Below are 24,395 nucleotides of genomic sequence, written 5' to 3'. Positions count from 1 at the left end.
GATTGCAAAGAATCAAGGTAACGCCCCAGGGTGGCCCCGTCAATTGTGAGACGATCCGGGGGCCTGGGAAAGATTTGGCGATAGCGGCGTCCGCGGAGGGTCGCGATCGAGTCGGCGCCACGGACTCAGCCGATTTGCTTCCGAAACTCCTCGAAGAGGTAGTGGCTATCGTGCGGGCCGGCCGAGGCTTCGGGATGGTACTGGACGCTGAAGATCGGGAGGCGTTTGTGACGAAGGCCTTCGAGCGTCTGATCGTTGAGGTTGACGTGGCTGGCCTCGACGTCGGCAGGGAGCGTCGCGGGGTCGACGGCGAAGCCGTGGTTCTGGGTGGTGATCTCGACCCTGCCGGTCTGCTCGTTGCGGACGGGGTGGTTCGCACCTCGGTGCCCGAACTTGAGCTTGAACGTCTGGGCGCCGAAGGCCTGGCCGAGGAGTTGGTGGCCGAGGCAGATGCCGAAGATCGGGACCCCGCGCGACTCGGCGGCGGACTTGATCAAATGCTGGAGCGTGGCGGTCGCCTCGGCGAGCGGGCGCGGGTCGCCCGGCCCGTTGGAGATGAAGATCCCGTCGGGGGCGTGCTCGAGGATCGCCTCGGCGGGGGTCGAGCCGGGGACGACGGTGACTCGGCAGCCGCGGTCGACCAGGTGCCGGGGGATGTTCCACTTCATGCCGAAGTCGAGCGCGACGACGTGCGGCTGTCGTTCGCCGCCCCTGGCCTGGCGGGATTGGCGGCTCTCGGGGGCGAGGGCGTGCGTGACTTCCAGGCCGGGCTCCCAGGTCGCCGACCCCTGGGGCATGACCTCGCGGACGAGGTCTCGGCCGACCAAGCCGGGGCTGGCCTGGGCTTTCGCCACGAGGCTGGTGTCGTCGAGGTCGGTCGTCGACAGGATCCCCTTCAACGCACCCCGCTCGCGGGTCAGCAGGACGAGCGCCCGGGTGTCGATGCCCTCGATGCCGATGACGCCGTTCTTGGCGAGGTAGTCCTCGAGTGAGCCGTCCGCGCGGAAGTTGCTGACGATCCGGCTCAGCTCCCGGATCACGAACCCGCGGACCCAGGGACGTCGGCTCTCGGCGTCCTCGGCGTTGACGCCGTAGTTGCCGATCTGCGGGTAGGTCATCGCCACGATCTGCCCGTGATACGACGGGTCGGTCAGGATCTCCTGGTAGCCGGTCATGCTCGTGTTGAAGACGACCTCGCCGTCAACCTCGCCGCGGGCCCCAAACGCCCGACCCGTGAAGACCGTGCCGTCCTCCAACGCAAGCTTGGCGATGTCCATGGGATTCGTCGCGTTCTCCTCGATGGCCCGAGATCTAGTAGCCCCACAACCCCGCACCCGATCCCTCGACCGAAGGCGCGCTCCCGACCAGTATACGGGGCCGACGCCGGCCGCGACCAGGGGAGATGAACGGATCACCCCTCGATGTTGCGTTCTCGACAAAGAGGAGGGCGCTCCAATCTCAGGCAACGAGACGGGGGTCAGACCCCTTTGGCGTCGCCGTCGCGGGAGCAGGCGAGGTCGCTGAGGCTCGCGCAGCCTTCGGGCAGAGTGGCTTCTTCGATGAGCATATTCGGGATATCGTCCTTGATGGCGAATTTGAGGCCGCAGCGCGTGCAGACGAGCGAATCGCCCTCGCGGCGGAGCGGAGACTTCTGGTCCACCGGGCAGACCAGGAGGGCGAGCAGGTCTTCATTCACCATCGCGAGTCCATCCTTTCGCGTTCAACGTCGACCGGGGATGGGCCCGGGGCCTATCGGCCGGCCGGCCCGGCGCGTATTATGGGGCGAGCGGCGTCGCGGGTGAAGCCGAATCCCAGGACGATTCCGCCAGGCTCGGGCCGACCTCGGGTGACGGTGACGCGCCCTCGGGCCGGGCCGTCGCGGGCACGTCCGTAGGGACGACCAGCCCAGATCTCGCGGCAATCTCAAAGGCATCGCGGGGCCCCGACGCATCTCGTCGAGGTCGATCCGCCCAAGGCCCCCAGGTCGCGTCCGATATGAGCAACCGCTACGTCGTCCGCTACGGCCAGATGCGTTTCCTGGGCGAATTCGAGGGCCTGGCCGACCAGGAGCATCCGCGTGGACAGCGAGTGGTGGCGCGTACCGAACGCGGCACCGAGATGGGCGAGGTCCTCTGCGCGGCGACCGACCGGACGTCTCAATTCCTCGAGAATCCGGCCCGAGGCGAGATCGTCCGCCCGGCCCTCGCCGGCGACCTCGCCGACGAGGCCAAGCTGGCCGAGGTCCGCGAGGCCGGGTTCGTCGCCTGCCGCGAGTTCATCGCCAAACGCCGGCTCCAGATGGACCTCGTCGACGTCGAGACGATCCTCGGCGGGGAGCGAATGGTCTTCTATTACCTCTCCGAGAAGCGGGTCGACTTCCGCGAACTCGTCAAGGACCTGGCCCGGGCGCTCCAGACCCGCATCGAGATGCGGCAGATCGGCGTCCGAGACGAGGCGAAGCTCCTGGCCGACTACGGCGACTGCGGCAAGCCCGTCTGCTGCAACACCCACCTCTCCCGGATGCCCCCCGTCTCGATGCGGATGGCCAAGATCCAAAAAACCACGCTAGACCCCTCGAAAATTTCGGGGAGGTGTGGTAGGCTCAAGTGCTGCCTGCGTTACGAGTTCGATACTTACCAATCTCTCGAGCGCGAATTGCCGGCCGTCGGCTCGAAGGTGGTAACCCACCGTGGTCAGGGCCGGGTATTGGCTTTGGAAGTCCTCGCCCAAAAAGTGGTTGTCGAGTTCGAAGACCGTCGCAAGATCGTCGTCGGCCCCGACGAGATCCTCGGCGTCGAGAAGTCGAAGGCGCGGCCCCTCAAGGATGAGGACGACGACCGCATCGAACACTGAGCGTTCGGTGCGTCCCGAGCCATGGGGATATTCTCATGAGCCTTCGCGATGATCTGGCTGGGGTCCTCGCCCGCGACCCCCGGTATCCGATCCAGGCCTATGCCTTCGTGTTCGAAGCCCTCGAGTTCACCAAGACCCAGAAGAAGCGCTCGCAGGGGCGTGGCCGGTCGCGCCCCAAGGGTTTCGCCGCCTCGAGGCACGTCACCGGCCGCGAGCTCTGCGAAGGGGCCCGGCTCCTCGCGTTGAGGGACTACGGCCTGATGGCCCTGAGCGTCCTCAACCTCTGGGGCGTCCGCTCGACCTCCGACCTCGGCAACATCGTCTACAACCTCATCGCCTCGGGCGACCTCGAGAAGACCGAGAGCGACTCCCGGACCGACTTCGACGACGTCTTCGACTTCGATCGGGGCCTCCGGCTCGACTACATCCTGGCGCTCGACGAAGTCGCCTGACCGGCGGCTTCAACGGGCTCCTCGCGGTGGTCGGTCGAGCGGTGCTTCGGCCCCGCGATCGTCGCCCCGAGGGTCGACGTTCATGATGGATCAAAGGATTGTCCTCGGGACGCCCGGCGTCTCGACACGTCCCGCTTAGGACCGCTGGATGGATACTCGTCGCCGCAGGTTCGTCGTCGCCCTGCTCGTCTTCGTGGTCTGGGTCACGTCCCTGGCCGTCCTCGCGGTCCGCTCGGGACGTCGGCCGATCGATCGACCGGCCGCGATGTTGCCTCCCTGAGCAAGATGGGCCCGGACGGATCGCCCTCCCCAGCGTCCGGGTGACCTCCTCAATCCGCGATCACACCGCCTCGAGCCCGCGCATCGTCGTCCGGGCCCCGGCGAAGGTGTCCGCTTCGAGCCCGAGCCGCTGCAACATCGAGACGTAGAGCGTCGCGAGGTTGTGGTTGTTGTTCGCGTCGAAGGCCAGGTGCCGGCCGTGCTTGAAGCCACCGCCGGCCAAGAGCACGGGCAGGTTGACGTTGCTGTGCGAGTTCGCGCTCCCCATGCAGGTGCCGTAGAGAACCTGGGTGCGGTCGAGCAGGGTGGCGTCGCCTTCCTTGGCCGATGCGAGAGCGGTGAGGAACCGGTTGAACACCGCGAACTGACGCGCTTCGTGACCCCGTAGTTCGGCGATGACTTCGGGCCGGCCCCCGTGGTGCGTGATGTTGTGGATCACGGTCGTGTCGATGAAGAGCGAGATGAGCCGTGTGGAGTCGGTCTGCAACGCCAAGGTCATCAGGTCGAAGAGCTGGCCGGTCTTCTCCACGAAGCGATTCCCCTCGGCGATGTCGTCCGGCGGCTTCGCGTCGACGACAGGCTTGGGCTTGTGCTCCCAAGCTTCCGACGTCAGCATCCGGCGCTCGAGGTCGCGCACGGAGGTGAGGTACTGATCGAGTCGCGACTGGTCGCCCCCGGACAGTGAGCGGTTCAGGCGTGAGGCGTCTTCCCCGAGGAAGTCCATCATGCTCTGCCCTTGCCTCAGGGCCTCGACGGTCGCCTCGACCTCCTCCGGCTTGCCTTGCACGAACAGCTTTTGAAACAGGCGCTTCGGGCTGTTCTCCGAGGGGATCGGCGAGCCGTTGCGGGTGTAGCTGAGGGTCTTGCCCTCGGTCGACATGGCCAGCACGAGCGACGGGTGCCGCGTCAAGTTTCCGATCTGCTCGGCGGCATACTGGTCGAGCGAGATTTCGTTTCGGAACCCGTTCTGTTCCGGGTGTGGCGTGCCGGTGATGAAGCACTTCTCCGCCTGGTGCCCCCCCGTGACGCCGGGCAGGCTCACGCCGGAAAAGACCGTGAGCTGCGAGCGGTGGGAATTGAGCGTCTCCAGATAGGGGGACGGAGCGAAGTCGGTGCCCGCCTTCTCGGGGAAGAAGAACTGGGGCATGATCCCCTGGTTCGTCTGGATGCACACCATCCGGCGCGGCACGTCGAGGACCGCGGACGTCGCCCTGGCTTGAGCCCCGAAGACCGGCCGCATCGCGTCCAGGAACGGCAGCGCGAGTGCGATGCCCGAGCCGCGGAGGAAGGTGCGGCGATTCAGCGGAGACTTGGCGATGTGAGGCATATCCGGGTCTCTTGCTGGAGGAAAGTGGCGTGTCCTGGCGACTGGGATGATCGACCTGGGCTCTTCTGGGCCGCGGACGAAACACGGATAAAAAATAAATATTAAATCAATGTAATTTCATCTGCGATCATCTGTGGCATTTGTTGATAGAGAGTCTTCCGTTCTATTTCGTGCCGGAATCAGGTTCGATTACGTCGACTTCCGCCTTCTTGAGGGCGGTGATGAGGGCTGTGCGATTTGTCTTCTGTGGATCGATCGAGGCGAGGAGGTAGCCTTCCTTGAAGCTGACGACGGCACGCTCGACGCCTTCGATTGTCGCGACGGCGCGATAGGCGCCGTACGCACAGCCTTTGCAGTCGAGGCCGGCGACCGCGATGCGTTCCTGCTTGAGCTGATCGGCCTTATGTGGGCCGAGCGGGACGAGCGTGAAATTGTGTCGAGTCGCGTTGCGGAGTGGGTTGTCGATGACGGTCAGGATGGCTTGCGGCGACTTCCCTTTGAACGGGGAGGAGCCGGGGTCATAGGCGAATGTGATCTCGGCGGTTTCATAATTCACGTCGACGAGCGTCACCGTGACGGGCCCGTTCCCGTCGTTGAAGGTGAGCGTGCTCGCCCGGCGACGCAGGTCGTCCACGCGTTCGGGCTGGAAGAGCCCACGAAGACGATATTTCACCGTAACGTCCTCGGCAACCGAGGCGCGGGCCGTGAGGAGGATCGCCAGGATCGGCAAGAGTCGGGTCATCGGGTCTGGAACTCCCGGCTCAGGACGACCTCTTCGAGTAAGGTGCGGAGGCCGCCGCCCCGATTGTCGGCCGCGTCGACGATGGCCGTGATTTCGTCGCGATCGCGGAAGGCGACCTCGCGGCCGGTGGCGTAGACGAGCCATTGCCGGGCGAGGTTCTTCAACAGCCCGCGGCGATCCGCGGCCAGTAACCCTTGCAACTCCTCGATGCCCTGGAACGTCCGCCCGTCGGGCAGGACGCCGCTGGGATCGACGGCGGGGCCGAGCTTGAAGGCGATCCCGATGAAGGGGTCGATCCTGCCACGAGGGGCGGGATCTCCGTTCTCCAGCGATCGGTAGCGGGTGCGGAATCCGCCGAGGACGTCGAAGCTTTCGAGCGCAAATCCGGTTGGATCGATCTTCGCATGGCAGCCGGCGCAGGTGGGATTGTCCCGATGCTTCGCGAGTTGCTCGCGGATCGTCGTGGTGCCTCGGACGTCGGGCTCGACCGCCGGGACGCTCGACGGGGGCGGCTCCGGCGGTCGTCCGAGCAGGCGATCCATCACGAACGCGCCTCGGGGCACGGGCGAGGTCGTCGTGCCGTTGGCCGTGATCTTCAAGATCGACGCCTGCGTGAGGAGGCCGCCACGCTTGCAACCAGGCGGCAGTGGCACCCGGCGGATCCCCGACCCCCTCACCCCCTCGACGCCGTAGTGGACGGCGAGTTTCTCATTCAGCATCGCGAAGTCGGAGCGGACGAGGTGCGTGGCGTCGAGGTCTTTGTCGAGCAGTTCGCGGAAAAAGGCACGCGTCTCGGCGACCATCGACTCCTGCAAATACGGGCTGAATTCCGGGTAAAGCTTCCGGTCCGGGTCGTTCGCCGCGATCGCCCGGAGTTTGAGCCACTGGCCGAGGAAGTCGTCGATGAACCGCTTCGATCGCGGGTCCGTGAGCAAGCGACCGAGCTCTTCCCGCAGCGTCTCCGGTTCGTGCAGCCGGTTCTCGGCCGCGAGCGTCGTCAGCCTGTCGTCCGGCGTCGAGTTGGTGAGGAAATACGCCAGGCGATTCGCCAGGGCGAAGTCGTCGAGCGGTGCGGCCGGCTCGACGTGATAGAGGAAGTCCGCCGAACAAAGCGCCGTGCGGATGGCCCACCGCATCGCGGTTTCGAAGGTGTCGCCCGCCTTCAGCCTTGCCTCGACGAGCCCGACATAGCGCTTTCGCACCTCGTCCGCCACCGGACGACGGAAGGCCCTGGGGAGGAAGTTCGCGAGCAAACGGTCGGCATCCTCCTTCGGGTGCTCGCTGCGCACCGTCCAGACGCCCGATACCGGGTCGGCCTGGTTCCGCGCGTCCCCGAGCCAGAGCCGTTCGAAGTCGACCCGCCTCGGAGTTTTGGCACCCGGGTGATCCTTGGTGACGAACGACTCGATTGGTAGGTCGCCGAAGATCGCTCGATGCGAGCGAGGGGGCCAAACCTCGTTGAACGGCCCCTCGACGTCGATCCAGTCGATGGCGATGGCCGGGCCGGTGAAGGCCATCGCGTACCCCTTGCGGTTGTAGTTCACCACGGGGGCCAGCGACGAGACGTCGCAACCCAGGATCTCATTCTCATGCAGCCAGACGTTCGTCTCGTGGACGGTGGGCTTCATCGAGGGCGCGTCGAGGTAGCCCAACGTGAAGTTCGGGTGCTGGCCGCCGCGCCCATCACCCGTGAGTTGCACGGCCGCGAGCCTGAGGGCTTCGGTGCCTCGAGCGGGGAGGACCGCGCCCTTGTCCCACTGGAACGCCCAGGTCGAGATCCGGACTCGGTAACGACCGGGATAGATGGTGGTGAAGCCGCGAAAGTAATAATTCACCGAGTCGTCTTCGCGCCGGAAGATGCCGACGGAGCTGTCGGTCTGGTACATCCCCATGGCCTCGTGCGCGCCGAGGTCCAGGTGCCGGTGCTTGCCCGCGGGCGGATACGCCGGATCGGGCTGGAACCCGCGCAAGAGGATGTTATCCCCTTGCATCGAGAGATAAGGGGCTGCCCCGCCGTGATCGAGGAGCGTGGTCCGCAACTTCTCCACGCGAGGTGGCGTCGGCCTCGTCGCGATGGCGAGGTCGAGCGCGCGGTCGGCCGCCTCGAGGTACTTCGCCAGATTCACGTGCGAGATGCTGAGCGCCTCGCTGTTCTTGTCGAAGCCGTGCGACGACCCGTCCGGCGGCAGCAGGGCCTGCAAGGCAATCCCCGGCAGGTCGAACAGGTCGCGGATCGTGTTCTCATACTCGACGCGAGTCAGCCGGCGCAGCGCCGTCCGCCCTTCGCCCGCGAGCCGGGCGTCGTCCGCCGTCGCGAGAGCGTGCTTCAACGAAGAAAGTGCGGCCTCGACCTCGCCCGCCGGCGGTCGCGGCTCCTGCTTCGGGGGCATCTCGCCCGACTCGAGCCGGTCGAAGACCTTCACCCACCGCGCGAAGTTCTCGGGCTTTGCCGGCTCGAACGGCAAATCTTCGAGGCTGAGATCCCCCTTCTTCGTCCCCGCGTCGTGGCACTCGACGCAGCGTGCCTGCACCAGTTGCTGGGCCGCTTGCGGAAGACTTTCGGCGATCGCTCCTGGCGACACAGCCCCGACCAGCAGCGAGATGAGCAGGATTCTGGGCCGGAGGGTGCGCATGGGGATTTTGCCGATATTGGCGTTATGTGCCCGGGCGTCTCCCGCCCGAGGCGTCGGTCTCCCATTGTAGCGGTTTTAGCGTTCCGAAATATGTCGTTTGACGAAATGCGTCAACAGGGCTTTGGCTTGAACGAAGTGCCAAGGCCCCGACGTTGGGAAATCCCCTCAGGGTAAGGAGGGATCATTCCAGGGGATGCCTGGAGCCGTGCTTTGGGTCGAGAGGCAAGTGCCGATACCAGATCATGTAGGAGAAGCCCGTCCCCAGGAAGATGCAGCACAGTCCCGTGACGAGGTATCCCCAGTGCGTCTGAGTGCCTTGACCATAGAGTGCGGAGTTCGCCGAGAAATAGAAACCGCCCAGGATGAGGCCGATGCTGACGAACCAGGGCATGACATTCTTCATGGGATTCGTTGACCCAAGTGGGGGGATTCGATCTCGAGCCGCGAGAAGATTTTCGCCGGGGACGCCGAATGAAGACAAGACGCCATCCAGGAGACGGGCCAACCCACGCCGTTCGCGCCTGTTCCGGAGTTCGTCGACTTCTCCAAGTCCATTCGGATTAGGTGGGAGGATCGCGACGTTTCCGAAAAGTGGGCCTGGGCGTTGGATGTGTGAATGTGGACCGGGTCGGCCTCGATGGGGTCAGAAAATCGGCTACGAAAAGATTGCCGGGTTTCGGGCGGACCCTTCGTGGTGGTTGGATTCAAGGAGGCGATGTTGAGCGTTGAAGAAAGCCGACAGGCGTATGCACCGGGGCCGGCTCCAAGGACGGTCCGAGGCGCGGATGGCAAGGTCCTGGCTGTCCCCGAAGGTTGGGTCTTGCTCCCGCCCGGAGACCCGGGACTTACGCGTCGGGTCAAGGCGGTGGGGGACTACTGGGCCGTGCAGGAGAAAAAAGGACGCAAGACGTTCTCTCACGGCCTTTGGGCCCCGTCCGAGACGATCGAGCGGATCCGGGCCGACCTGTCGGCCGAGCGGGCGGATCCGGCCTACGCCAAGCGGCAAGAGTCCGCGGCGCGTCGCCGGGCAGCCGCCCAGGGCGAATACGTCGAGGACTTCACCGGGGCGGTCCTGAAGTACCTCGCCTTCCATCCCAGCCACGGCGCGATCGCCGAACGACTGGCCCGTGCGGTCACCGACCACGCCACGCCCGTCGGGAGCGGCACCGTCGCCCGCACGCAACGCATCCCCATCGAGAAACGCGCCGAGGCCGCCGTCATCGCCTGGCTACGGCACCAGGCCACCGGCTACGACTCGATGACGATCCCGAAGATCAAGGGGAAACGTCGGGAGGTCCGCCGAGAACTCGCCCGCGATTCCGTGGAACTCCTGTCCCGTTACCGGCGAGGAGAGCCCCTCCTCGATACCTGCCCGCTGGCACGAGCGCTTGCAGGATAGTGATCGGGTGGAGTGGTCCCGCAAAACCTCGAGCGAGGATCTTGGGTGGAATCACGATAGGGGGGGGCCCCGCCGGGCGAATGCGAAGGGTTGCTCAACAAGTCGAGGCCTCGCCGTTCAGTGGTTCCCCGCAGGGAACGAGGTGTTCATTTTGATGCCTCGAAAGAGATGAACATAGCGAACCGGCACACCTTGGCGAATGATCGGGAACGTGGCCAGGGGGGCGAACCGTTCAAACCACCGGGAAAAATTCTTGGCGGATTTTGAACAATTGTCGATGCCTACGTAAATTCCGTCGTGCCCGACCGTGTCGATTTCGCGGTTCCACGTCGAAAAACTCAGGCCGCGACGACGATTGAAACAGGCCACCGGGATTCGCCCGTCCGTGGCGAATGCCAGGTGGCTGCTCCAGTACCACCGGTCGGAGAAGAGGAACGTGCCCGGCTCCCCGATCAGGTTGAGCCTTTGCAATTCGCGGGTGACTTGATCCCAACCGTAGCAGTCCAACGTCGGGTCGATCGCCGCCGGCACCAGTTTCAACAGCCCGTGGCCCTCGGCCTGGAATAGGCCTGTCTCCGTATGAACGATCACCAGTTCAATCAGGACGACCCAAAGCACCACGAGGCAGACGACCTGGCGAACACCACGGATCGGTGTGGAGGCGACTCTCGCCCCCCACGCCCGGCCGAGCAGAGGGAACGCCGCAAGATAACCCACCTGAGACCAATGCGGCAGGATGGGCCGAAGGGTCGCGACCGCGGCGAAGGCGACTAACGGGACTAACGCCTGGTACAAGAGGAACGTGCATTGCGGTGCGTCAACCTCGCCACGCCATCGACGGCGTAACTGGCTCCACAACACCAAAACGACCGGGACCCAGATCCAGGGGAACACGTAAGCAGCCTGGGTCCCGACGAACGCGACCAATCGATCGGGACGGAACCCCGAATGTCCGATGGCCCGACCTCCCTGAAATGCGAACGAGGCCCAGGCGTGGGACGCATTCCAGTAGAGGACGGGTGTGAAGGCCACGAGGCCGATGGCGAACCCCACGTAGGGACCGGGCTTTCGCAAGACGTGGCGGGATCGCGGTTCGAGCATGAGATACGCCAGTGTCGACATCGGCAAGAACACCGCCTGATACTTGCTGAGCATCGCACCACCCCAGGCCAGGCCGACGGCGATCCAGGAGGTGAGGTCCGGATTCTCGAGCGCCACGAGCAAACGGTCGAGCGTCAGCAGCCAGAAGAACACGAGCGGGCCGTCCGGGAGTGCGAATGTCGCCGAGGCCAACCCGTGATAGGCGCTCGCGTTGAGCGCGAACGCCGCGAGCCAACCGGCGGCTCCTCCGAAATACCGAGCGGTCAGGCGGGCCATGAGCCAGGTCGATCCGGCGAACAGGATCACCGAGCCCAACCGCAACCCGAGCACCGAGGCGTGGAAACCGACGAAGCTCAGGCCGACCGACTCGACGAGGGCGACCATCGGGGGATGATCGAAGTAGCTCCAGTCGGGATGGATCGAGAACAAGTAATGATAAGATTCGTCGTTCCCGGGGCCGATGCCGCTCGCGAGTAGGAGCCTCAAGGCCGATCCGACCACGATCATCGCCCAGAGCGCCTGGCGAGAACCCAGGATCGCGAGCACGCCCGCGGCTTCAGGGTTCATCGTCTCGCGTTCCATCCCTGTCGCGGATTGAGACACGTCGGATCCCTCGATTCCGTGAACCCCCGGTCGCCCAAGAAGGGCGTCCGCATGTTCGCCGCTCTGGCGCTCTTGTAAGGGAAACGGAGAGGATCCCCTCGGGCGCGCGCCCCAACGCAAATGAACCGGACGACGGTCTACGTCGAGGGCTCAAACGGTCGGATGTTTGCGTGTTCCTGGGGTCGTGGAGGCGGCGAGGACCGATCGGCGGCCGACGGCCGCTCGCCGATCCGGGAACCTCAGCGGAGCGACGGGTGGAGGGCCCTTGCCTCGGGGCAACCGTATTCGAGGGCCTTGGCTTGGCTGCGAAGGGCGGATTGGCGATCGCCTCGCGCGAGATGGACGAGGGCGAGGTTGTAGTGCAGACGCCCGATCAGCACCGGGTTCGAGGATGACCGCAAGCCTCGTTGAAAATCCTCGATCGCCTCGTGATTTCGACCTTCGTGGTAGGCGAGGATTCCCCGGTTGAGCGCGGCGGAGGCCAGGCCGGGATCGAGTGACAACGCCCGACCATAGTCGCGTTTCGCCGACTCGATCTTTCCCAGGGCTTCCAAGGCGAGTCCTCGATTGTAGTAGCAGACGGCGTTGGGCCTGATCGCGATGCAGGTGCGAAACGTGGCCACGGCCTCGCCGTATTGCTTCAGCCGATACTGGCAAAGCCCCTGATAGAAGCTGGACCAGAATTCTTGGGGCTGGAGGTCCTGGGCTCGCTCGAACTCTTCAGAGGCCTGAGCGAACCGGCCGTTGCGGAGATGGATCCGCCCTGATTCGTAGTGGATCCGGTGCGAGCCTGGCGCGGATCGCGGTGATTGGCCTTTAGAGTCGCTGCCGGGCGAATCCTCTGGGGTTTGATGGTCGAGGAAACCGGACCTGACCAGGGCCATTTCCAGGTAGTCGGACTGGATCCGTTGCTTGGTCTCGGAGTCGAGCGAACCTCTACCGTCATCGAGGAGCCCGTCCCGTTCCCGCCGGAACGCTCGGATGGGTGCCTCGAGTTCTCGGGCTTCATCCGGCGAGGGCGGATCGACGCCATATCGGAAGCGTAGGAGATTGGCGAACTCGTGGAGTGCTTCGGCCCTTCGGGCCCGATGCGATTGGAGTCGTTGCGTGCTGAGTGCACGGGCGGAGCGTAGGAAGGGCAGGAAGGTCGGCGTCCGTGCCAGTGCCAGGTCGAGGACCCGGACGGCTTCGGAGAATTGGCGGCGGTCGTGGAGGCTTCGGCCCTGCTCGAGGGCCGTTTCGAGCTCGACCTCCCGCTGGTAGGCGCAAAGTACGATCAACCCGAGCGTGAGGCCCAATGTTAGCAGGATGGAGCCCCGAGCCGATCGTTTCGAGGGGGCGTCGAAACGACTTCCGAGCCAAGTCCGCAACCGTCTCGGCTCGCTCGGATCCGCGTCCAGGCGAGGAGGGAGGTCGTTGAGGATCCGACGCAGGTCATCGGCCAGGGCGCCAGCGTCCTGATAGCGGCCCGAAACATTCGGCGAGAGGCACTTCCGGACGACCGCCCCGAGGCCGACGCCCACCTGAAGATTCGGATTTGTCCAGGTCTTCCCGGCCGCGTTCTCACGACGGGCCTCGTGGCCGCCGAGCGCTTCGCACAAGATCAGGCCCAGCGAATAGAGGTCGGAGCGATGATCGAGGGCCTCGGCGACGGCCCTCCCTTCTCGGATCGAACCGAGCGCCTCCGACTGCTCGGGCGACATCCAGCCCGGGGTCCCACCGAGCCGGTCGACGAGCCGATCGCCAGGACCGATCGGCGGACGGGCGAGGTGGAAGTCGAGGAGCATCGGTTGACCATCGGCGGTGATGAGGACGTTCGACGGCTTGACGTCCATGTGGACCATCCCGCGCGCATGGGCGTACTGGAGCGCGTCGGCCAGGCATGTCACGATCCAGCAGATCGCGTGTTGGTACGTCGTCTGCTCGAGGTAGCGTCGGTAGGGGCCGTCGGTCGGGGGTGACGATGGGTGCTTTTCGCCGGTCCGGTCAAGGGCCGCGACGATGTCTCGGCCATGCCTTTCGCCGGGGGGGATCCCCGACACGATTTCGAGGATCGCATCGAGGCTGACGCCGCCCAGCGACGGCATGCAAAGCGCCCGGAGTCCTCGTTCGGGGAACGTATGTTCCGAGAATAGGGGAACGATATGCGTATGTTGCAACCTGGCGAGCGAGAGGTGCTCTTCCTGATCGTCGGGGATCAGCTTCAGGACGACCGGGCGATCGGCGAGCGTGGGTTCCTTCGCGAGGAACGCCCGACCCGAGGCACCTCGGCCGATCTCCGCGACCAGGTAGAAAGGGCCGAGCCAATCACCGGGCTCCGGGAATGCGAACCGGGACGAGGGAGGCTGGAGGAGCCGATTGCAATCCAGCAGCAGCTCGAGCTCGTCCTCCCACTGCGGGAATCGACGGAGGACTTCGGACGAAGGGAAGTCCTCGCCGGCGTCGCGCCTGAGGAGGAACTCCTCGTAAACGAGCCGGATCGACGCCTCGGTGCCGAGGCCGGGATTCCTCTCCAGGATCTCCTCGGCTGTCACGATTTCGCCGCGTTCCCAGGCCGAGGCCATCCACTCGAGTTGTTCCGCAACCCATTCGCTCTCGTCGTTGCCCGACAGGGGCTCTCGGGAATGAGAGGCGGAAGGGGACATGACGTTTCCCTTCAAATCCGTTTGGGAGTGGATGCCATCGCATCTTTGCGGTCGTCGGCCATGCGCTTCGCCAGGTCGTAGAGGATCCGGCGGACGCTCCCGACGTGGTAGCCCGTCCGAGCGGCGATCTGGGCGAGTGGAAGCCCCTGTCGCTTGAGTCGGACGACCTCCTGATGCGACGGAGGGCAGAGTGCGAGGATCCGTTCCCAGAGTTCCTCGCCCTGGGCGAGCTCGCTGGGCCGGGCCTGTTTGGAGCTCGGGAGGTCGTTCGTGGCCGTCGACGCTAGGGGCTGCTCGAGCTCCAGAGCCCGGTGGAATTGCCGGCGCCGATCGATGAGGCGATTCTTGACGGCCCTCATCAAGAAGGCTTTGACGTGCTCGCGATCGTTGAAATGCCAGGTCGACACGCGAAATCCGCGGAGCACGTTCGCCCAGATGGATTGGACCACATCCATCGAGTCGAGCTTCGATCGAAGGGGCCCGCTCAGTTGCCTTCGGACCGCCATGCGCAAATAGGGCTCGTAGGCGGCAAACAGACGTTCGGCCGCCTCCTTGTCCCCGCCGTTCAGTCGTTCGATCAGGTCGTCTTTCACGTCGTTGCTCAACACCGAGTCCGTGGTTTAGCGGCGAGGCAGCCCGGGGATGCCCGGGATGATCAGGCCGGCGTTGCGGACTCGCCGGGCCGCGTCACCTCGATCGACGAACCTTCGGAGGAACCATCGGTACCCGCTCGTCAGGATTGAGGCCGTTAGCAGGATCTGAACTACCGAGAGTGGATCCTGCCACCGGGTCAGTTGGCTCCCAAACTCTCGGCCGCGTCCCAGGGAACCGTCGAGCACTCGATCGAGCGCGGTGTGGTCGAACGGGAACACGCTCGAAATCAGGCCCGCCGCCCGAGGCAGGGGACTTTCCGATCCGATTCCGGATGGGACGCCTTCTGACGTCGAACGAGAGCCTAGATCGCCCGAGCGAGGGAGGACTCGAGGCTCAGGACCCGTGGGCAAGGCTCTCGATTTCGGATCCCGGGACCCTCCCGGCCCGTTGTGAGTCGGGAGGATCGCGTCGTCCGGCTGAGCTGCTCGAGACAGCGACGGATCGGCCACGGGCGGGACCTGGATCGTCGGCGAGGGACCGAGGGGGGAGGCCGACGTCTCGTGTCCGGAGGTCTGCGATGGCCGGGTCGACGTTGTCGTCTCGGTGATCAGAACCTGAGGGAGGGGAGGCTGGCCGACAACGCTGGGTGCCGCGAGGTCCGACTCCTTATGGCGATCCGCCACTTCTCTCGAATCTTCTACGGCATCCGAGAGGATCAAATGCGAATTATTGGCGAGTGATGATGGCTCGAGGAATCCGACGGAGCTTCCGGATTCCTCGCCGACGTCGGCGACATCCGGGGTGCGCGAGATCTCGGCGGGAACAGTCGGAGAGGGACCTCTGGACGTCGCAACGACCGCCGACGGACTTGAAGGGATCGCGGCCTCGATCATGGCACTCGGGAGGACGCGAGTGTCCAGCGGCTCGAGGGCAGGGCTGCGTCGTCGACGACGTCCGTGCGCCTTACCCATGGTGTGAGTCCCTTGAATCCGGCACTCATCTCCTCCCTGGTGCCACGGCAAGCATGCTCGGCCCACCCTAACAGAATGACTCGCGGCGTTCCAGCCAACCCTGACCCTTGCCGCTCGAGTTGTTGAGATCCTGGCGTGACCGGTTTCCGGGGATGCGAGCGACTTTGGTGCGCGCGAATTCTCGGGGTTGATCCGTTTAACGTCGTGAGGACCAGCCGAGGGCCGCGCGTTGACGAGGCCGGCAAGACGCCGGGCCGGTCGCGAGCCACGGTCCTCGCGGAGGTCACGGATGTCGACACGGAAGGCGCTCTGGACGTTGATCGGGGTCTCGACGCTGCTCCGGCTGATCTGGGGGGTGAGCCTCGGGGCGTTCAACAATGAGTCATACTATTACCTGTATGCTCACCACCTCGACTGGTGCTTCTTCGACCACCCGCCGATGGTGGGCCTCGTCGCGGCCCTGGGGTTGAAAGCGGCCGTGGGTGCGTCGCTGGTCTTCGGGCTCCGGGTCGGCTTCATCGTGCAATTTGCCGGTTCCTCCTGGTTGTTGGCGCGCCTGACGAGCCGATCGTTCGGGCCGAGGGCCGGAGTCTTGGCGGCGTTGGCCCTGAATTCCACGATTTTCTACGGAGTGATCGTCGGGACCTTCGCCGGTCCGGATGGCCCGCTGCTGTTCTTCTGGCTGCTGGCCCTCGACCGATTGATCGTCGCCCTCGAGTCTCCCGGCCGGACCTCGGCCTGGGTTGGCGTCGGCCTGGCCTGGGGAGCGGCGATGATGAGCAAGTATCACGCAGCCCTGCTGCCCGTCGGGATGCTGCTTTTCCTCCTGATCCGCCCGTCCGCCCGACGCTGCTTGCGGACGCCCGGCCCTTACCTGGCCGCGACGATCGGCCTCCTGTTGTTCTCGCCCGTGATTCTCTGGAATTCTCAGCACGAGTGGACGTCATTCGCCTATCAAGGTCATCGGGCCGGGGGATTCGAGGGCTTCCGCCCCGCGATGTTCGTCGACGCATTGGTTGGACAGATCCTCTACCTCACCCCGTGGATCTGGCTGGGGCTGGTGGCCGTCCTGATTCGACTCGGCCGTCGCCGCGTCACCGAATGGAGCGACGTCGAGGCCTTGTTGGTCTGCCAGGCGGTGCCGGCCTTGGGGATCTTCCTCGGCGTGGCGACCTTCCAGCGGATCATGCCCCACTGGCCTCTGATCGGCTTCGTGGCCCTGCTGCCGATGCTGGGCCGGTACTGGTCGGATCGGTTGAACGACTATCCCTTCGTCGTCCGTCGCCGGCTCGTCGCAGTCACGCTGGCGCCGGCGGTCCTCGCGTTCGGATTCCTGGTTCAAGCCGATACCGGGTTGTTCATGGACGCGCGAGGACTGCTTTTCGGCCGTTTCGCCTTCGAAGTCGACCCGACCATCGACACGTTCCGATGGGAACAAATCGCCCGAGAGATCGATCGACGAGGCTTGCTCGACGACCCGAAGAACTTCCTGTTCACGAACTCCTGGCGAAACAGCGCGGAGCTCGCCATGGCGACGCGACGCCCCTGGGACGTGGCGTGCTTCCACCGCGACGCACGCAGCTTCACCTACTGGAGCCGGCACGACGACTGGGTCGGTCGGGATGGGATCTTCATCAAGCTCGAGGACGGCGAGGTCGACGCCGAGGTCTATGCCCCTTGGTTCGAGCGCATCGAATCGCTCGAGGGTTTTCCCATCGTCCGCGCGGGGGTCCCCGTGCAAACCGTACGTCTTTATCGATGCGTCCGCCAGACCGGGCCTTTCCTGTTCGGGCGGAACCATCGGGGCATCGAACATCGGCCTCGCTCGAAGCCCCAACGCCCGCTCCCAATCCCAACGCACCCCGCATCCGGGCCGAAACTCGCGACGATCCGGCCCGCCGGATCTTGAGATGAGCAGGACCGCCCGAACACGGAGCCAGTCCGTCAGACCCGCGGTTCATCACCCCGTCATCTCTATGCGCGAGTCGGATTTTCGCGAGGGACCTCTCCGCGACTCGGGTGGGGTCGCGGCGCTCGCGGACGCGGCCGGTTCGGTATGCTTTCAAGGAGAGGGCCACCTGATGTGTCGACCCAGGCGGGGCCAGATCCTGAAGGGTTACTCGTTCATCGATAAAAGAAGGGATTTAATACGCATGTTGATGTTGCTGCTCATGGTCTTGATCAATCGGACGGATCCGGCCGAGGCACGACCCGAATTCAAGACGATCCTGGAGGCTCAATCCCGCACCGAGGTCGCGCCCCACGGCGAGGGAAATATCTACGCGCCCGACGTCTTGCTCGACGGCGGCGTCTATCGGATGTGGTACGGAGGGCAGGGGCGGGATGGCCATGACCGGATCCATCTCGCGGAATCGGCCGACGGCGAGCACTGGACCCGCCGGGGTGTCGTCCTCGACCGAGGGGCGGCGAATCACGTCAACGACCCGTCGGTCGTCAAGGTCGGCGCGAAGTACTTCATGTACTACACCCTGGCCGCGGCCGACGTGGTGGACGAGATTGCCCTGGCGACGTCGCAGGATGGGATCGTCTGGGAGCCGGAGGGTGTCGTGCTGAAACCCGGGAAGTCGGGCGAGTGGGATGCCCTCATCGTCGGCCGGCCGTCGGTCCTCTTCGACGGGCCGATATTTTCCATGTGGTACGACGGCCGAAAGGATCTGCCCGCGGGCGCACCCGCCAAGGGCGTCCCGACGTCGCCGACCTCGACGCGGAGCGTGGGCCTGGCGACTTCTATGGACGGTCTCCACTGGACCAAGTCCCCCCGCAACCCGGTCCTCGGCGGCGACGCCGGCGGTGTCGACGTGGAGCGGACCTCGGGCGGCTACGTCATGGTCTTCGAGTCCCACGAGGGCACTCGAGCGGCGACCAGCCTCGACGGCGTCGCCTGGCGCGAGCCAGGTCTCCTCATCCCTCGATCTGGCGAGGCCTTCGACCGACACGGCCATGTCACCCCTATGCTCCTGCCGGGCGAGCCGGAACACGCCTGGTCGCTTTTCGTGGGGGGGGCCAGGGCCGCGACCTGGGACCACAATGACATCCTCCGAGCCGAAATCCCCCCATCGCTGCTCAAGAGCGTCGACCATCCGCAGCCTTCGAAACGCTGACACACCCCTGGTCGAGAGGGTCGCGCGCGACCAAGGCCGGTTGGCCTCGGAGTCCTGGGGCGAACATCGGTCGGTCGATGCGCGTCAATCTTTTCTGTAACCCCAAGATAAGAGTGCGAGTGGGGCTTCTCCAGCGAACACCCACCTCGACCTCCCCTCAGGAACCTAGACTCTCGGGATGGAAACAGGTTTCGGAACAAGTAGTGGATTCCAATGCCGACGTTAATTTTGTCCCCTCGATACTCCGACGACTCGATCAAACTCCGTCGCGCGGCGATCGCTCTCGGGTGGGACGTGATGAGACTGGCGAGCTGGCGATGTCCCGAAGATTTCGAACCCGAGGAACCGGTCCTCTTCGCCGAGCCCTTGTTTAATGCGGCGGTTGCCGAGCAACTCGGGTTAACCGTGATCATGCCTCCCGAGGACTTTCTGGTTCAGCTCCCCATTGAGTATGTCAGTCGGCGCATCCAACTGGTATCGGCCGCGGAGGCTCGGACCCTCACAGGGCCGGTGTTCCTCAAACCTCCCAATAGGAAGACCTTCCCGGCCCGAGTGTACGCCGAGGGTGGGGAACTTCCTGAGATGCCCGGCGAAGATCCGGTATTGGTCTCCGACCCGGTCGATTGGGCTGCCGAGTTCCGCTATTTCGTGCGAGGGCGCCGGGTCGGTGCATGGTCACCCTATTGGCTGAATGGGGCACTGGCCCGTGTCGATGACGAGTGGGTCGTCGAGCCCGAGTTGGCAGCACTCTCGAGGGACCTGGTCGACCGGCTCCTCAGCGACACTCGGGTCGAACTGCCGGACGCCTTGGTCCTCGACGTCGGGGTCATCCGGGGCATTGGCCCGGCGGTCGTCGAGGCCAACGAAGCGGCGGGATCAGGAATTTACGGATGTGATCCGCGAGGGGTGCTCGATGTTCTACGGGGAGCGACGGCCGAATCCGGTGGTCGAAGCGAGCTCGCGTCGTGACGTGAGAGTGTCTCTCTCGCCTTATCCCGCCTGAGGTACCGGATCACCCAAGCCAAGCTCAGGTACGAGGTCAGCCACCGGGCCCGCGAAGCCCTCGGTTACGAGGAGGCGTGGGTGGGTGGTGTGCTTCAAGAAAGACCTGGCTTGAAGACGATGGGTCAATAGTGATGGGGCCGATCGTCTCTCGGCGATTCTCCCCCACGTGGCGTGCCTTTCTGGTACGATCGTCGACGGTGAGATCGATCCCGATCCCCTATCATGAGGTGACTGTTTGATGAGGGACCACGACATCCGACCTCGACACCGTCGCGCCTTCCTGAGCACCATGGCCTTCGGGGCGGCCACGCTAAGCACGCGCGGGCTGTTCGCCGAGGAGTTGGTCCGAACGGCCGCACAGATGGAAGGGCCGTTCTACCCGAACAAGCTCCCGCTCGACACCGACAACGACCTGCTCATCATCAACGACGCCATCTCCCCCGCGGTGGGCGAGGTGACCTATCTCGGTGGGAAGATCCTCGACGCGAAGGGGAACCCCCTGCGAAACGCGCTCGTCGAGATCTGGCAGGTCGATCACGAGGGGGCGTACATCCACACCGCGGACCCTAACCACCCGAAGCACGACAAAAATTTCCAGGGGTACGGCCGCTTCCTGACCGGCTCGACCGGCGAGTACACCTTCCGCACGATCAAGCCGGTCGCCTACACCGGCCGGACGCCCCACATCCATTTCAAGGTCCGCCGGGGCGAGAAAGAACTCCTCACGACCCAGTGCTACATCAAGGGCGAGGCCGAGAACGAGAAGGACGGGATCTACCGCAGCCTCCGGGATCCCAAAGCTCGCGACTCGGTCACCGTCGACTTCGAACCGTTGGCGAACTCGAAGATCGGGGAGCTGGTCGCGAAGTTCGACATCGTGCTCGGCCTGACGCCCGAGTCTTGAACGCGTCGCGGATTAGTGGGGGGAATGGGGACGGGGATTCACCACAAAGGCACAAACAAGTCCAAAGAGGAGAGCCGAGGGGATTCGTACTCTCGGCTTCTCCCCTTGCGCCTTTGTTGTGAGGAATACGAACGGGAGGAGCGCGGTCGAATTCGGATAGGAAGGTCGTCTTCGGGCCGGGAGTTTTTCAATGGTTATGTCGATAAGTCAATATAATATCAAGACTTTTGATGAAATAAATTTTGAGATGAACGGTCGGTCGAGTTCCCGGGCCCGCTGATTGCTGCCGCCGAGCGGGTTGAGGGGGCGATCGTGAGATCCGGCCGGATCTCGGGACTCTCGAGTTGCCAGGTTGCGAGCCTTTTGTTGAAATAAGGTTGATCGAGTTGACCGGTCCTCCCGCCCTTGGCTCGACGTAGAGAGAACGGCCTGCCGACGCTGCCTGCCAGTGCCTTCGACTTTCCCAAGGACAGGACCACACGGGATGTTGTTCAGGCCTATCAAGAACCCCTGGGATCGTCGCTGCGCTCATCCCGGGGCCCGCTCGGTGGTATGGTTCGGATGGGTCTCGCTCGTCGTCGCCGTCTCGGCGGGAGCCGGGGCACCGTCGTCCGAGGACCTCGAGTTCTTCGAGGCGAAGATCCGACCGGTCCTTGTGAAGCACTGCTACCAGTGCCATTCGGCCGAGGCGAAGAGCCTGAAGGGGGGCCTCCGGCTCGACTCGGCGCCCGCGATGCGCCAGGGAGGGGAAGGGGGGCCGGCCGTCGTGCCCGGAAGCCTCGACGAGAGCCTGCTGATCTCGGCCTTAAGGTACGAGTCGTCGCAGATGCCCCCGTCCGGCAAGCTGCCCGACGCGACGATCGCGGACTTCACTCGATGGATCGAGACGGGAGCGGCCGACCCGAGGACGTCCGCCCCCGCCGGCGGTGCTGCAAAAGGTGAGCGCAAGTCGATCGACCTCACCGAGGCGCGTCAGTTCTGGTCGTTCCGGCCTCCCGCGGTCGCCACGCCTGTGGCGAGAAGCGACGAGAGTTGGGAGCGGAACCCAGTCGACGGGTTCATCCTCGCGACCTTGAAGTCGAAAGGGCTCAAACCCGTCCGCCCGGCCGGCAAGCGCGAGTTGATCCGACGCGCGACGTTCGACCTGATCGGCCTGCCTCCAACCCCCGAAGAGATCGAGGCCTTCCTGGCGGACGAATCGCCGGAGGCTTTTCGACGCGTCGTCGACAGGCTACTGGCGTCGCCCCGCTACGGCGAGCGCTGGGGGCGATACTGGCTCGATGTCGCGCGGTATGCCGAGGACCAGGCGCATACGTTCGCGACCGAGCCGAATACGAGCGGCTTTCGCTATCGCGACTGGGTCGTCCGGTCGTTCAATGCCGACCTCCCTTACGACCGGTTCATCAAGCTCCAGATCGCCGGCGACCAGCTCCCCGAGGGGACGACCCCCCCGTACGACGGCCGAGTCGCGCTCGGATTTTTCGGCCTGGGGGCCCAGTACTACAAGAACTCCGACGCCGCCAAGGCGGCCGCCGACGAACTGGACGACCGGGTCGACACGCTCACCCGAGGGTTCCTCGGCCTGACCGTCTCCTGCGCCCGTTGCCATGACCACAAGTTCGACCCGATCCCGACCCAGGATTATTACTCGCTGGCCGGCGTCTTTCAGAGCTCGACTCTGGCGAACACCCCGCTCGTCCCGGACGACGAGGTGAAGCGCTTCCAGGTCGCTCAGGAGCGGCTCAAGGCGGTCGAGCCCGAGCTGAAGAAGTTACGCGACGAGGAGAAGGCGAAGGTCGCCCGATCGAGCATCGATCAGATCGACGCGTATCTCGTCGCGGTCTGGGCCGGTCGGAGCGGCAGCCTGGGAGCCTCGTCCCCGGCGGCGGAACACTCACGCGAAGGGCTCGACTTGGCCCTCCTGGAACGCTGGGCGAAGTTCCTCGACCCTGCGAACGGTGCGGGACGCAAGTTGGGCTCGCTCGTAGCCTGGCGGTCGCTACCCGCGTGCGGTGTCGAGAAACAAGCCCAGGTGCCGTCGCCTGTGCTCGAGACCGCGAGGGCCTTCCGCGACGAGGTCCGTCGCCTCTCGACGCGAAGGGTGGTGAATCGTGCCGAGGATGTCGTCGAGCTCGACCTCGACATCGCCGGGGCTAAGCGGCTCTATCTCGTCGTGGACGACGCCGGGGACGGCAAGAGCTGTGACTGGGCCGACTGGATCGAGCCGAAGCTGATCGGGCCTGCGGGAGAGAAGAAGCTGACGGAGGTCGCCTGGAAGAAGGCCGAGAGCGGGTCGGGCACCGTCAACGTCGGCAAGAACGCGGGCGGGTCGCCATTGCGCGTCGCCGGCCGCGAGTTCGCCGAAGGGATCGGGACTCACGCCCCCTCGGTCATCGTCTATGACCTCCCTGCGGGCTACACCCGGTTCCAGACCCGCGCCGGTCTCGATGCCGGAGGGACGGAGCAGGCTGGGTCGAGCTCGAGTGTCCGGTTCCTGGCGACCACGAAGAAGCCCGAGTCGCTCGACTCGGTGGTCGCCCCATCCGGGGCGGTCGACGCTTCGGATGCCGAGCTGCTCAAACTCCTCTTCGGCAAAGACGGGGTCTTCGCGATCTCCGACGCCGAGATCCAGAAACGGCTTCCGCCCAAGGTCGCCGGCCGGATCCAGGAGCTTTCCGCCGAGGTCGAACGGCTCAAGGCGACGACCCGAGAGCCCTATCCGATCGCCCACTCGCTGGCCGAGGCGACCGCGGCCGACATGAAGGTCTTCGTCCGAGGGAACCCCGCCCAGCAAGGTGAGGTTGCCCCCCGGCGGTTCCTCCGCGTGATCGCCGGTGATGATCCCCCTCGGTTCGCGAAGGGGAGCGGCCGGCTTGAGCTGGCCGAGGCCATCGCTTCCGCCGATAACCCGCTGACGGCCCGCGTGATGGTCAACCGGGTCTGGCAGAACCACTTCGGCCGGGGGATCGTCGGCACGAGCAGCAACTTCGGCACCCTGGGGGAGCCCCCGAGCCACCCCGAGCTCCTCGACTACCTCGCCCGGCGCTTCGTCGAATCGGGTTGGTCGGTCAAGGCGATCCACCGCGAGATCATGGCCTCGGCCACGTATCAACTCAGCACCGACTTCGACGACGCCAACTTCCGGGCGGACGGCGACAACCGTTGGCTCTGGAGGGCGAACCGTCGACGGCTCGACGTCGAAGCCTGGCGCGACGCGTTCCTCGCGGTCTCCGGCCGACTCGATCCGACCGTAGGAGGTCCCTCCGTCGACCTCTCCGCGACGGGGAACCTTCGTCGGACGCTGTACGCGAAGGTCAGTCGGCATGAGCTGGACTCGCTGCTCAGGCTGTTCGACTTCCCCGACCCGAACATCACCAGCGACAAGCGGAACCAGACGACCGTTCCCCAGCAACAACTCTTCGTGCTGAACAGCCCCTTCGTCGTCGAACAGGCCCGAGCCCTGGCCGCTCGCTTGCAGGAGGAGGCTGACGACGACGCGCGAATCCGAAGGGCGTATCTGTTGCTTTACGGCCGCCCGGCGGATGGGGATGAGGTCGAGATGGGCCGTGCGTACCTCGCCTCCGCGGATGAGCCGGGCGAGGCCCCCGCTGGACGTCAGACACGCTGGCAGCGCTACGCCCAGGCGCTGCTCGGCAGCAATGAGTTCCTCTACCTCGACTGAGACCCTGTCCCGAAACCCGGTTTTTTCTTAAAAACCGAGTTTCTGGCCCATTCGACGTCGACGCCTCCCCCCGGGATGTCGTG

At 65.1% G+C, this 24,395-nt stretch carries 19 protein-coding genes; 9 read left to right on the top strand and 10 right to left on the bottom strand.

Annotated elements, in window-relative coordinates; genetic code table 11:
- Window positions 1–125: 125 nt before the first annotated feature.
- Both carA and ACYOEI_RS17690 read right to left on the bottom strand, forming a co-directional pair.
- Window positions 126–1,277, bottom strand: coding sequence for a glutamine-hydrolyzing carbamoyl-phosphate synthase small subunit (gene carA, locus ACYOEI_RS17695; protein ID WP_462850865.1), 1,152 nt, complete (start codon window positions 1,275–1,277; stop codon window positions 126–128).
- A gap of 200 nt (window positions 1,278–1,477) precedes the next feature.
- Window positions 1,478–1,699, bottom strand: coding sequence for a Trm112 family protein (locus tag ACYOEI_RS17690; RefSeq protein ID WP_462850864.1), 222 nt, complete (start codon window positions 1,697–1,699; stop codon window positions 1,478–1,480).
- A 296-nt stretch (window positions 1,700–1,995) separates the two neighbouring features.
- Between ACYOEI_RS17690 and ACYOEI_RS17685 the strand changes: the two genes are divergently transcribed.
- From ACYOEI_RS17685 to ACYOEI_RS17675, 3 genes are all read left to right on the top strand, one after another.
- A complete protein-coding gene (locus ACYOEI_RS17685) occupies window positions 1,996–2,853 on the top strand; it encodes a PSP1 domain-containing protein (RefSeq protein WP_462850862.1) in 858 nt (285 codons plus the stop codon).
- 35 nt (window positions 2,854–2,888) lie between these two features.
- Complete coding sequence (locus ACYOEI_RS17680; RefSeq protein WP_462850861.1) at window positions 2,889–3,305, top strand: Minf_1886 family protein; 417 nt, start codon at window positions 2,889–2,891, stop codon at window positions 3,303–3,305.
- Between the two features lie 148 nt (window positions 3,306–3,453).
- A complete protein-coding gene (locus ACYOEI_RS17675) occupies window positions 3,454–3,585 on the top strand; it encodes a hypothetical protein (protein ID WP_462850860.1) in 132 nt (43 codons plus the stop codon).
- A 60-nt stretch (window positions 3,586–3,645) separates the two neighbouring features.
- Here the strand turns inward: ACYOEI_RS17675 and ACYOEI_RS17670 are convergent, their stop codons facing one another.
- The 4 genes from ACYOEI_RS17670 to ACYOEI_RS17655 form a co-directional block, all read right to left on the bottom strand.
- Window positions 3,646–4,911 (bottom strand): DUF1552 domain-containing protein, encoded by a 1,266-nt coding sequence (locus ACYOEI_RS17670; RefSeq protein WP_462850859.1) that lies wholly within the window; start codon window positions 4,909–4,911, stop codon window positions 3,646–3,648.
- A 163-nt stretch (window positions 4,912–5,074) separates the two neighbouring features.
- Window positions 5,075–5,653 carry a heavy-metal-associated domain-containing protein gene (locus ACYOEI_RS17665; RefSeq protein WP_462850858.1) on the bottom strand — a complete coding sequence of 193 codons (579 nt, stop codon included), beginning with the start codon at window positions 5,651–5,653 and terminating at the stop codon, window positions 5,075–5,077.
- Window positions 5,650–8,286: a DUF1592 domain-containing protein gene (locus ACYOEI_RS17660; protein ID WP_462850857.1), complete on the bottom strand. Its 2,637-nt coding sequence runs from the start codon at window positions 8,284–8,286 to the stop codon at window positions 5,650–5,652. The genes ACYOEI_RS17665 and ACYOEI_RS17660 overlap by 4 nt, the downstream gene beginning before the upstream one ends.
- Window positions 8,287–8,467: 181 nt before the next feature.
- Entirely contained in the window at window positions 8,468–8,689 is a 222-nt protein-coding gene (locus ACYOEI_RS17655; RefSeq protein ID WP_462850856.1) for a hypothetical protein, read from the bottom strand.
- A gap of 312 nt (window positions 8,690–9,001) precedes the next feature.
- Between ACYOEI_RS17655 and ACYOEI_RS17650 the strand changes: the two genes are divergently transcribed.
- A complete protein-coding gene (locus ACYOEI_RS17650) occupies window positions 9,002–9,685 on the top strand; it encodes a DUF2293 domain-containing protein (protein WP_462850855.1) in 684 nt (227 codons plus the stop codon).
- A gap of 117 nt (window positions 9,686–9,802) precedes the next feature.
- Here the strand turns inward: ACYOEI_RS17650 and ACYOEI_RS17645 are convergent, their stop codons facing one another.
- The 4 genes from ACYOEI_RS17645 to ACYOEI_RS17630 form a co-directional block, all read right to left on the bottom strand.
- Window positions 9,803–11,353 (bottom strand): glycosyltransferase family 39 protein, encoded by a 1,551-nt coding sequence (locus ACYOEI_RS17645; protein ID WP_462850854.1) that lies wholly within the window; start codon window positions 11,351–11,353, stop codon window positions 9,803–9,805.
- 275 nt (window positions 11,354–11,628) lie between these two features.
- Window positions 11,629–14,034 carry a tetratricopeptide repeat protein gene (locus tag ACYOEI_RS17640; protein WP_462850853.1) on the bottom strand — a complete coding sequence of 802 codons (2,406 nt, stop codon included), beginning with the start codon at window positions 14,032–14,034 and terminating at the stop codon, window positions 11,629–11,631.
- An 11-nt stretch (window positions 14,035–14,045) separates the two neighbouring features.
- On the bottom strand, window positions 14,046–14,639 hold the full coding sequence (locus ACYOEI_RS17635) for an RNA polymerase sigma factor (protein WP_462850852.1): 594 nt from the start codon (window positions 14,637–14,639) through the stop codon (window positions 14,046–14,048).
- A gap of 15 nt (window positions 14,640–14,654) precedes the next feature.
- Window positions 14,655–14,906 (bottom strand): hypothetical protein, encoded by a 252-nt coding sequence (locus tag ACYOEI_RS17630; protein WP_462850851.1) that lies wholly within the window; start codon window positions 14,904–14,906, stop codon window positions 14,655–14,657.
- Window positions 14,907–15,888: 982 nt separating this feature from the next.
- Here ACYOEI_RS17630 and ACYOEI_RS17625 point away from each other — a divergent pair.
- The 5 genes from ACYOEI_RS17625 to ACYOEI_RS17605 all read left to right on the top strand — a co-directional run bounded on the left by ACYOEI_RS17625 (window position 15,889) and on the right by ACYOEI_RS17605 (window position 24,312).
- On the top strand, window positions 15,889–17,508 hold the full coding sequence (locus ACYOEI_RS17625; RefSeq protein ID WP_462850850.1) for a glycosyltransferase family 39 protein: 1,620 nt from the start codon (window positions 15,889–15,891) through the stop codon (window positions 17,506–17,508).
- Window positions 17,509–17,752: 244 nt separating this feature from the next.
- Window positions 17,753–18,721 carry a glycoside hydrolase family protein gene (locus ACYOEI_RS17620; RefSeq protein ID WP_462850849.1) on the top strand — a complete coding sequence of 323 codons (969 nt, stop codon included), beginning with the start codon at window positions 17,753–17,755 and terminating at the stop codon, window positions 18,719–18,721.
- 213 nt (window positions 18,722–18,934) lie between these two features.
- Window positions 18,935–19,690: an ATP-grasp domain-containing protein gene (locus tag ACYOEI_RS17615; protein WP_462850848.1), complete on the top strand. Its 756-nt coding sequence runs from the start codon at window positions 18,935–18,937 to the stop codon at window positions 19,688–19,690.
- Window positions 19,691–19,964: 274 nt separating this feature from the next.
- Entirely contained in the window at window positions 19,965–20,630 is a 666-nt protein-coding gene (locus tag ACYOEI_RS17610; RefSeq protein ID WP_462850847.1) for a dioxygenase family protein, read from the top strand.
- A 484-nt stretch (window positions 20,631–21,114) separates the two neighbouring features.
- Complete coding sequence (locus ACYOEI_RS17605) at window positions 21,115–24,312, top strand: DUF1553 domain-containing protein (RefSeq protein ID WP_462850846.1); 3,198 nt, start codon at window positions 21,115–21,117, stop codon at window positions 24,310–24,312.
- The last annotated feature ends 83 nt before the right edge of the window (window positions 24,313–24,395 follow it).

It is taken from the genome of Singulisphaera rosea (assembly GCF_054877945.1).
The sequence above is the reverse complement of the archived record's forward strand: the minus strand, read 5'-3'. Positions and strand labels throughout refer to the sequence as shown.

Excerpts from the sequence above, each read along its gene's own strand:
- carA (WP_462850865.1), bottom strand. The coding sequence starts at position 1,277 with ATGGACATCGCCAAGCTTGCGTTGGAGGACGGCACGGTCTTCACGGGT.
- ACYOEI_RS17690 (WP_462850864.1), bottom strand. The coding sequence starts at position 1,699 with ATGGTGAATGAAGACCTGCTCGCCCTCCTGGTCTGCCCGGTGGACCAG.
- ACYOEI_RS17685 (WP_462850862.1), top strand. The coding sequence starts at position 1,996 with ATGAGCAACCGCTACGTCGTCCGCTACGGCCAGATGCGTTTCCTGGGC.
- ACYOEI_RS17680 (WP_462850861.1), top strand. The coding sequence starts at position 2,889 with ATGAGCCTTCGCGATGATCTGGCTGGGGTCCTCGCCCGCGACCCCCGG.
- ACYOEI_RS17675 (WP_462850860.1), top strand. The coding sequence starts at position 3,454 with ATGGATACTCGTCGCCGCAGGTTCGTCGTCGCCCTGCTCGTCTTCGTG.
- ACYOEI_RS17670 (WP_462850859.1), bottom strand. The coding sequence starts at position 4,911 with ATGCCTCACATCGCCAAGTCTCCGCTGAATCGCCGCACCTTCCTCCGC.
- ACYOEI_RS17665 (WP_462850858.1), bottom strand. The coding sequence starts at position 5,653 with ATGACCCGACTCTTGCCGATCCTGGCGATCCTCCTCACGGCCCGCGCC.
- ACYOEI_RS17660 (WP_462850857.1), bottom strand. The coding sequence starts at position 8,286 with ATGCGCACCCTCCGGCCCAGAATCCTGCTCATCTCGCTGCTGGTCGGG.
- ACYOEI_RS17655 (WP_462850856.1), bottom strand. The coding sequence starts at position 8,689 with ATGAAGAATGTCATGCCCTGGTTCGTCAGCATCGGCCTCATCCTGGGC.
- ACYOEI_RS17650 (WP_462850855.1), top strand. The coding sequence starts at position 9,002 with ATGTTGAGCGTTGAAGAAAGCCGACAGGCGTATGCACCGGGGCCGGCT.
- ACYOEI_RS17645 (WP_462850854.1), bottom strand. The coding sequence starts at position 11,353 with ATGAACCCTGAAGCCGCGGGCGTGCTCGCGATCCTGGGTTCTCGCCAG.
- ACYOEI_RS17640 (WP_462850853.1), bottom strand. The coding sequence starts at position 14,034 with ATGTCCCCTTCCGCCTCTCATTCCCGAGAGCCCCTGTCGGGCAACGAC.
- ACYOEI_RS17625 (WP_462850850.1), top strand. The coding sequence starts at position 15,889 with ATGTCGACACGGAAGGCGCTCTGGACGTTGATCGGGGTCTCGACGCTG.
- ACYOEI_RS17620 (WP_462850849.1), top strand. The coding sequence starts at position 17,753 with ATGTTGATGTTGCTGCTCATGGTCTTGATCAATCGGACGGATCCGGCC.
- ACYOEI_RS17615 (WP_462850848.1), top strand. The coding sequence starts at position 18,935 with ATGCCGACGTTAATTTTGTCCCCTCGATACTCCGACGACTCGATCAAA.
- ACYOEI_RS17610 (WP_462850847.1), top strand. The coding sequence starts at position 19,965 with ATGAGGGACCACGACATCCGACCTCGACACCGTCGCGCCTTCCTGAGC.
- ACYOEI_RS17605 (WP_462850846.1), top strand. The coding sequence starts at position 21,115 with ATGTTGTTCAGGCCTATCAAGAACCCCTGGGATCGTCGCTGCGCTCAT.